Source organism: Leclercia sp. M50 (assembly GCF_037150775.1).
In the GTDB taxonomy this organism is placed as follows: domain Bacteria; phylum Pseudomonadota; class Gammaproteobacteria; order Enterobacterales; family Enterobacteriaceae; genus Enterobacter.
In genome coordinates, this window is the sequence record NZ_JBBCPK010000063.1 from 20,485 (window position 1) to 27,373 (window position 6,889).

Genomic DNA, 6,889 nt, shown 5'->3' on the forward strand with positions numbered 1-6,889 from the left:
GGGCGCCCGCGCGCCCGGATCACAAGGATATCTTAGCTAATCTTATGGACTAATCTGCTTTACCCCTTTCTATTTGTCAGACAAATACCTGCATATTTATGTCTTTTTCCGCTGAATCTATGTACGCAATTACTGTAATTCTGCGGTGTGATGGCGCTCTCTTATGGATGATTAATTTCCCGCTAAAACTATCTCAAGCAAATGCGCTTCATACACGCCTGGCGCTAATGCCTTGTTTTAAGTCCGATTAAAAACATTTTAGTTGTTATTCCCCTACAAATTAAAACGCTAAAGCTGGAGTTAACCATGCACAAATTTACTAAAGCGCTGGCGGCCATCGGTCTGGCTGCCGTTATGTCACAATCCGCTATGGCGGAGAACCTGAAGCTCGGTTTCCTGGTGAAGCAACCGGAAGAGCCATGGTTCCAGACAGAGTGGAAATTTGCCGATAAAGCCGGGAAAGATTTGGGTTTTGAAGTCATTAAAATTGCTGTGCCTGATGGTGAAAAAACGCTGAACGCCATCGACAGCCTGGCAGCCAGCGGCGCGAAAGGGTTTGTCATCTGTACTCCGGATCCAAAACTGGGCTCGGCTATCGTGGCGAAAGCGCGTGGCTACGACATGAAAGTCATCGCCGTGGACGATCAGTTCGTGAACGCCAAGGGCAAGCCGATGGATACCGTGCCGCTGGTGATGATGGCGGCGACCAAAATCGGCGAGCGCCAGGGCCAGGAGCTCTATAAAGAGATGCAAAAACGCGGCTGGGACGTGAAGGACACCGCGGTTATGGCGATCACCGCCGATGAACTGGATACCGCACGCCGTCGCACCTCCGGTTCGATGGAAGCCCTGAAAGCGGCCGGCTTCCCGGAAAAACAGATCTACAAAGTGCCAACCAAATCCAACGACATCCCGGGCGCTTTCGATGCGGCCAACTCCATGCTGGTGCAACACTCTGAAGTGAAACACTGGCTGGTGGTGGGGATGAACGACAACACCGTCCTGGGCGGCGTGCGCGCCACCGAAGGCCAGGGCTTCAAAGCGGCAGATGTTATCGGCATCGGCATCAACGGCGTTGATGCGGTGAGCGAGCTCTCTAAAGCGCAGGCCACCGGCTTCTACGGTTCTCTGCTGCCAAGCCCGGACGTACATGGCTATAAATCCAGCGAAATGCTCTACAACTGGGTCACCAAAGGTGCCGAGCCAGCGAAATTCACTGAAGTTACCGACGTGGTGCTGATCACCCGTGACAACTTCAAAGCAGAGCTGGAGAAAAAGGGACTGGGCGGTAAGTAATTCCACTGTGATTGCGCCCCCCGGACATCGGGGGGCCAGACGTTCACTACTCGATCCTCGGAGACGTTATGCAACAGTCTGAACCGTATCTCTCTTTTCGCGGCATCGGCAAAACCTTTCCCGGTGTCAACGCGCTGACCGACATCAGCTTTGACTGCTATGCGGGTCAGGTTCATGCCCTGATGGGTGAGAACGGCGCCGGAAAATCCACGCTGTTGAAGATCCTCAGCGGTAACTACACCCCCACGACAGGCACCCTCGCCATCCAGGGCAAAGAGGTCGCCTTCGCGGACACCACCGCCGCGCTGAATGCCGGTGTCGCCATCATCTACCAGGAACTGCATCTGGTGCCGGAGATGACCGTGGCGGAGAACATCTATCTTGGGCAGCTTCCGCATAAGGGCGGTTTTGTTAACCGTTCGCTGCTCAACTATGAGGCCGGTCTGCAGCTGAAGCACCTTGGGCTGGATATTGATCCCCAGACCCCACTGAAGTATCTCTCCATCGGCCAGTGGCAGATGGTGGAGATTGCCAAGGCGCTGGCGCGCAATGCCAAAATTATCGCATTTGACGAACCCACCAGCTCGCTGTCGGCGCGTGAAATCGAGAACCTGTTCCGGGTGATCCGCGAGCTGCGCAAAGAGGGGCGCATCATTCTGTATGTGTCGCACCGTATGGAAGAGATCTTCGCCCTCAGCGACGCTATTACCGTGTTTAAAGATGGTCGCTATGTCCGCACCTTCAGCGACATGCAGCAGGTCAACCACGACCTGCTGGTGCAGGCGATGGTGGGGCGCGAACTGGGTGATATCTATCACTGGGAACCGCGCCAGTATGGCGGCGAACTGCTGCGCCTCGAAGAGGTTAAAGCCCCGGGCGTACGCACCCCGATAAGCCTGACGGTGCGCAGCGGTGAAATCGTTGGCCTCTTCGGGCTGGTAGGGGCAGGGCGCAGCGAGCTGATGAAAGGGTTGTTTGGCGGCACCCGCATCACCGGCGGCCAGGTGTTTATCGACGGCCAGCCTGTCGATATTCAAAAACCGGCTCATGCCATTCGCGCAGGGATGATGCTCTGCCCGGAAGACCGCAAGGCCGAAGGGATCATCCCGGTGCACTCGGTGCGGGACAACATCAATATCTCGGCCCGCCGGAAGACCATCCGTGCCGGATGCCTGATTAACGACACCTGGGAGGTTAGCAACGCCGATCACCACATTCGTTCACTTAACATCAAAACCCCGGGCGCGGAACAGCTGATTATGAACCTCTCCGGTGGCAACCAGCAAAAGGCCATTCTGGGCCGCTGGCTGTCGGAAGAGATGAAGGTGATCCTGCTGGATGAACCGACGCGCGGTATCGACGTGGGCGCCAAGCACGAAATCTATAACGTCATTTACGCCCTGGCAAAACGTGGCGTGGCGGTGCTCTTCGCCTCCAGCGATCTGCCGGAAGTACTGGGCGTGGCCGACCGTATCGTGGTGATGCGTGAAGGGGCCATTGCCGGTGAATTGCTACATGAACAGGCGAATGAACAGCAGGCGTTAAGCCTCGCCATGCCTAAAGTCAGCCAGGCTGTCGCCTGAGTAAGGAGAATAAGATGTCCTCTGTCACTACATCCGGAGCGCCAAAATCGGCCTTCAGCTTTGGGCGGATCTGGGATCAATACGGCATGCTGGTCGTGTTTGCCGTACTGTTCCTCGGCTGCGCCATCTTTGTGCCTAACTTCGCCACCTTCATTAACATGAAAGGGCTGGGGCTCGCCATCTCCATGTCGGGCATGGTGGCCTGCGGGATGCTGTTCTGTCTGGCATCCGGCGACTTCGACCTGTCGGTCGCCTCGGTTATCGCCTGTGCGGGTGTCACCACTGCAGTGGTCATTAACATGACCGAAAGCCTGTGGATTGGTGTGGCGGCCGGGCTGCTGCTCGGTGTGCTCAGCGGGCTGGTGAACGGCTTCGTGATTGCGCGCCTGAAAATCAATGCCCTGATCACCACGCTCGCCACCATGCAGATTGTGCGCGGGCTGGCCTATATCATCTCTGACGGTAAAGCAGTGGGGATTGAAGATGAGCGTTTCTTTACCCTCGGCTACGCCAACTGGCTCGGTCTGCCAGCCCCTATCTGGCTGACCGTCGGCTGCCTGATCATCTTTGGTTTCCTGCTCAACAGAACCACTTTTGGCCGCAATACCCTGGCGATTGGTGGTAATGAAGAGGCGGCGCGTCTGGCGGGTGTGCCGGTGGTACGGACCAAGATCATCATCTTCGTGCTTTCCGGTCTTGTGTCGGCGGCGGCGGGGATTATTCTGGCTTCACGTATGACCAGCGGCCAGCCAATGACCTCTATCGGCTATGAGCTGATCGTCATCTCAGCCTGCGTTTTAGGTGGCGTATCGCTGAAGGGCGGCATCGGAAAAATCTCATATGTGGTGGCCGGGATACTGATTCTCGGCACGGTTGAGAACGCCATGAATCTGCTGAACATCTCCCCGTTCTCGCAGTATGTGGTACGTGGCCTGATCCTGCTTGCGGCGGTGATTTTCGACCGTTACAAGCAAAAAGCAAAGCGTACCGTTTAACCCTTTTTTCCACCCCCTCCCGACTTAACTTTTAAGTGTAGCCCCCCTTCCCAGCCGCAGCGGGAAGGGGGATGTCAAATGGCGAGCCCCGTCACACTGTCTATACTTACATGGCTACTGAGATGTTTGCCGTTTTTCATCTCGCCAACTGTAAGGAGGATCAGGGTGGCCGATACGTTAACTTCACCGCCTTTACTATCAGAAAACTTTGCGTACTTTTTCGACCTCGACGGGACCCTTGCTACCATCAAGCCACACCCCGATGAGGTAGTTGTTCCCGCAGAAGTATTACAGGCACTGAATCAGCTGGCACAGCTGAATGAGGGGGCACTGGCATTGATATCAGGGCGTTCAATGGCCGAGCTGGACCAGCTCGCCAGACCCTACCGTTTCCCGCTTGCCGGTGTACACGGGGCGGAGCGCCGCGACATCCATGGTCATTCGCAATCCGTTTCTCTTCCCCCGGATCTGATCCAGACGCTGCATGCGCAGCTTACAACGGCGCTTTTATATCTGCCTGGCACCGAACTTGAAGCCAAAGGGATGGCATTTGCAATCCACTACCGTCAGGCTCAGGAATATGAGAAGAATATTTTCGCCCTGGCGGAACAGATCGTGCACGACAATCCGCAGCTGTCACTCCAGCCAGGTAAATGCGTGGTCGAAATCAAACCGAGAGGGATCCATAAAGGCGAGGCTATCTCAGCCTTTATGCATGAAGCGCCTTTCCTCGGCAGAACGCCGGTTTTCTTTGGTGATGACCTCACCGATGAGCATGGCTTTGAAGTGGTGAATCAGCTTAAAGGGGTATCAGTGAAAGTCGGCGCAGGTGAGACCAAAGCCAGCTGGCGGCTGGCTACGGTACCTGATGTCTGGCAATGGGTAATTAAAGCCGCTAACCATCAACAAGAACAAGAAATAGCGCAAATTAACAGGAGAAAACCTTATGGGTCGCTTGATCGTAGTTTCTAATCGCATCGCTCCCCCGGATGATAAAAAAGCCAGCGCAGGTGGCCTGGCTGTTGGGGTGCTGGGGGCGTTAAAAAATACGGGGGGGCTCTGGTTTGGCTGGAGTGGAGAGATTGGTAATGAGGACAAACCGCTAAAAAAGGTGACGCGAGGGAATATCACCTGGGCTTCATTTAATCTCAGTGAACAGAATTACGATGAGTATTACAGCCAGTTCTCCAACGCCGTGCTGTGGCCTGCGTTCCACTATCGCCTCGACCTGGTAAAGTTTAAGCGCGAGGCCTGGGAAGGGTACACGCGGGTCAATAGCCTGCTGGCCGATAAGCTGCTGCCGTTAGTCCAGCAGGACGACGTGCTATGGATCCACGATTATCATCTGCTGCCGTTTGCCGGCGAGCTGCGCAAGCGCGGCGTAAACAACCGGATTGGCTTCTTCCTGCATATTCCGTTCCCGACCCCGGAGATCTTCAACGCGCTGCCGCCGAGCGACGAGCTGCTTGAAGAGCTTTGTGATTACGACCTGCTGGGCTTCCAGACCGAAAATGACCGCCTAGCCTTCCTTGACAGCGTGGCCAGCAAAACGCGCCTGACGGCGCACGACGATGACTCGCACTCCGCCTGGGGCAAGCGCTTCCGCACTGAGGTCTATCCGATTGGTATTGAGCCGGACGAGATTATCGAGCAGGCCTCCGGGCCACTACCGCCTAAGCTGGCGCAGCTGAAAGAAGAGCTGAAGCACGTAAAAAACATCTTTTCCGTTGAGCGTCTCGATTACTCCAAAGGGCTGCCGGAACGCTTCCAGGCTTACGAGACCCTGCTGGAGAATTATCCTGAGCACCACGGTAAGATCCGCTATACCCAAATCGCACCGACCTCGCGCGGCGAGGTGCAGGCCTATCAGGACATCCGACATCAGCTTGAGAACGAAGCCGGTCGCATTAACGGCCGTTACGGCCAGTTGGGCTGGACGCCGCTGTTCTATCTCAACCAGCACTTTGAGCGCAAGATCCTGATGAAGGTCTTCCGCTATGCCGATGTCGGCCTGGTCACGCCGCTGCGTGACGGGATGAACCTGGTGGCGAAGGAGTATGTCGCCGCGCAGGATCCGGCCGATCCTGGCGTGCTGGTGCTGTCGCAATTTGCGGGGGCTGCCAATGAGCTGACCTCAGCGCTGATCGTTAACCCGTACGATCGCGACGATGTCGCTAACGCCCTGCACCGTGCGCTGAATATGCCCCTCACGGAGCGTATTTCACGTCATGCCGACATGATGAAAGTGATCCGCGAAAATGACATAGACCGCTGGCAGGCGCGCTTCATTGAGGACCTGAACCAGATCACTCCCCGCAGCGTGGAGAGCAATCTGCAAAAAAAGGTCGCAACCTTTCCTAAATTAGCCTGATTATATTCCACTCGGCGTTTTATTCTGCGCCGAGTGGAATTAAAAGCACATCAACCTGACTGTTGCTGACGATTGTTTTAGCGGAACATGCTGCGCGTGAAAAAAAGCTGTGGTTGTGATTTCCGCATATCACCAGGTCTACCTTTTGCTTTTGACATATATCACTTATCTGCTCGCTTAATTCTCCTGTCGCGCACAAAGTTTGCGCTATGGGATATTCTGCGCGGGCAATGAGCTCGTCAAGAAATTGCCTGGTTTCCTCCTGAAGAACACCACGAATATCTTCCAGCATCGGTGCTGCCAGTTGATTATACATCTCTGGTTCGGCCATTAACGTGACCACCGTAATACGCGCCTGCGTTGGCCTGGCGATAGCAACCGCTTTGGCGATCAATTGATGACTTTCAGGAGAAACTGAAACAGAAACAAGGATATGGGAATAGCTCATTTTACCCACCTTCATTGTGTGGTTATTGCACATACTTCAGCATTAGCGCGAATGCTTTTTTTGCGCAATAGCCAAAGATGGCATTAGTGTGACAGTTGTCATAATTATTCATTAATTATTCTTATGCAATGAATTGCAGGGGGACTGGACGAAAGGGCAAAAATCCGCTTCCTAAACGTAAATCATGCGCTTTGAG

6 protein-coding genes are annotated in these 6,889 nt (G+C 54.8%); 5 read left to right on the forward strand and 1 reads right to left on the reverse strand.

Features of this window, described 5'->3' with window-relative positions; translation table 11 throughout:
* Window positions 1-306 precede the first annotated feature (306 nt).
* The 5 genes from araF (at window position 307) to otsA (ending at window position 6,245) form a co-directional block, all read left to right on the forward strand.
* Entirely contained in the window at window positions 307-1,296 is a 990-nt protein-coding gene (gene araF, locus WFM46_RS15680; RefSeq protein ID WP_103180102.1) for an arabinose ABC transporter substrate-binding protein AraF, read from the forward strand.
* Between the two features lie 68 nt (window positions 1,297-1,364).
* Complete coding sequence (gene araG, locus WFM46_RS15685; protein WP_180210375.1) at window positions 1,365-2,879, forward strand: L-arabinose ABC transporter ATP-binding protein AraG; 1,515 nt, start codon at window positions 1,365-1,367, stop codon at window positions 2,877-2,879.
* A 14-nt stretch (window positions 2,880-2,893) separates the two neighbouring features.
* The gene (gene araH / locus WFM46_RS15690) at window positions 2,894-3,874 is read left to right on the forward strand and encodes an arabinose ABC transporter permease AraH (protein ID WP_103180100.1); all 981 of its coding nucleotides are present in this window, start codon (window positions 2,894-2,896) and stop codon (window positions 3,872-3,874) included.
* Between the two features lie 165 nt (window positions 3,875-4,039).
* Entirely contained in the window at window positions 4,040-4,846 is an 807-nt protein-coding gene (gene otsB / locus WFM46_RS15695) for a trehalose-phosphatase (RefSeq protein ID WP_103180099.1), read from the forward strand.
* The gene (gene otsA, locus WFM46_RS15700) at window positions 4,821-6,245 is read left to right on the forward strand and encodes an alpha,alpha-trehalose-phosphate synthase (RefSeq protein ID WP_103180098.1); all 1,425 of its coding nucleotides are present in this window, start codon (window positions 4,821-4,823) and stop codon (window positions 6,243-6,245) included. Before otsB ends, otsA begins: the two co-directional genes overlap by 26 nt.
* Before the next feature lie 19 nt (window positions 6,246-6,264).
* Here the strand turns inward: otsA and uspC are convergent, their stop codons facing one another.
* Window positions 6,265-6,693 (reverse strand): universal stress protein UspC, encoded by a 429-nt coding sequence (uspC, locus tag WFM46_RS15705; protein ID WP_103180097.1) that lies wholly within the window; start codon window positions 6,691-6,693, stop codon window positions 6,265-6,267.
* Window positions 6,694-6,889: the final 196 nt, after the last annotated feature.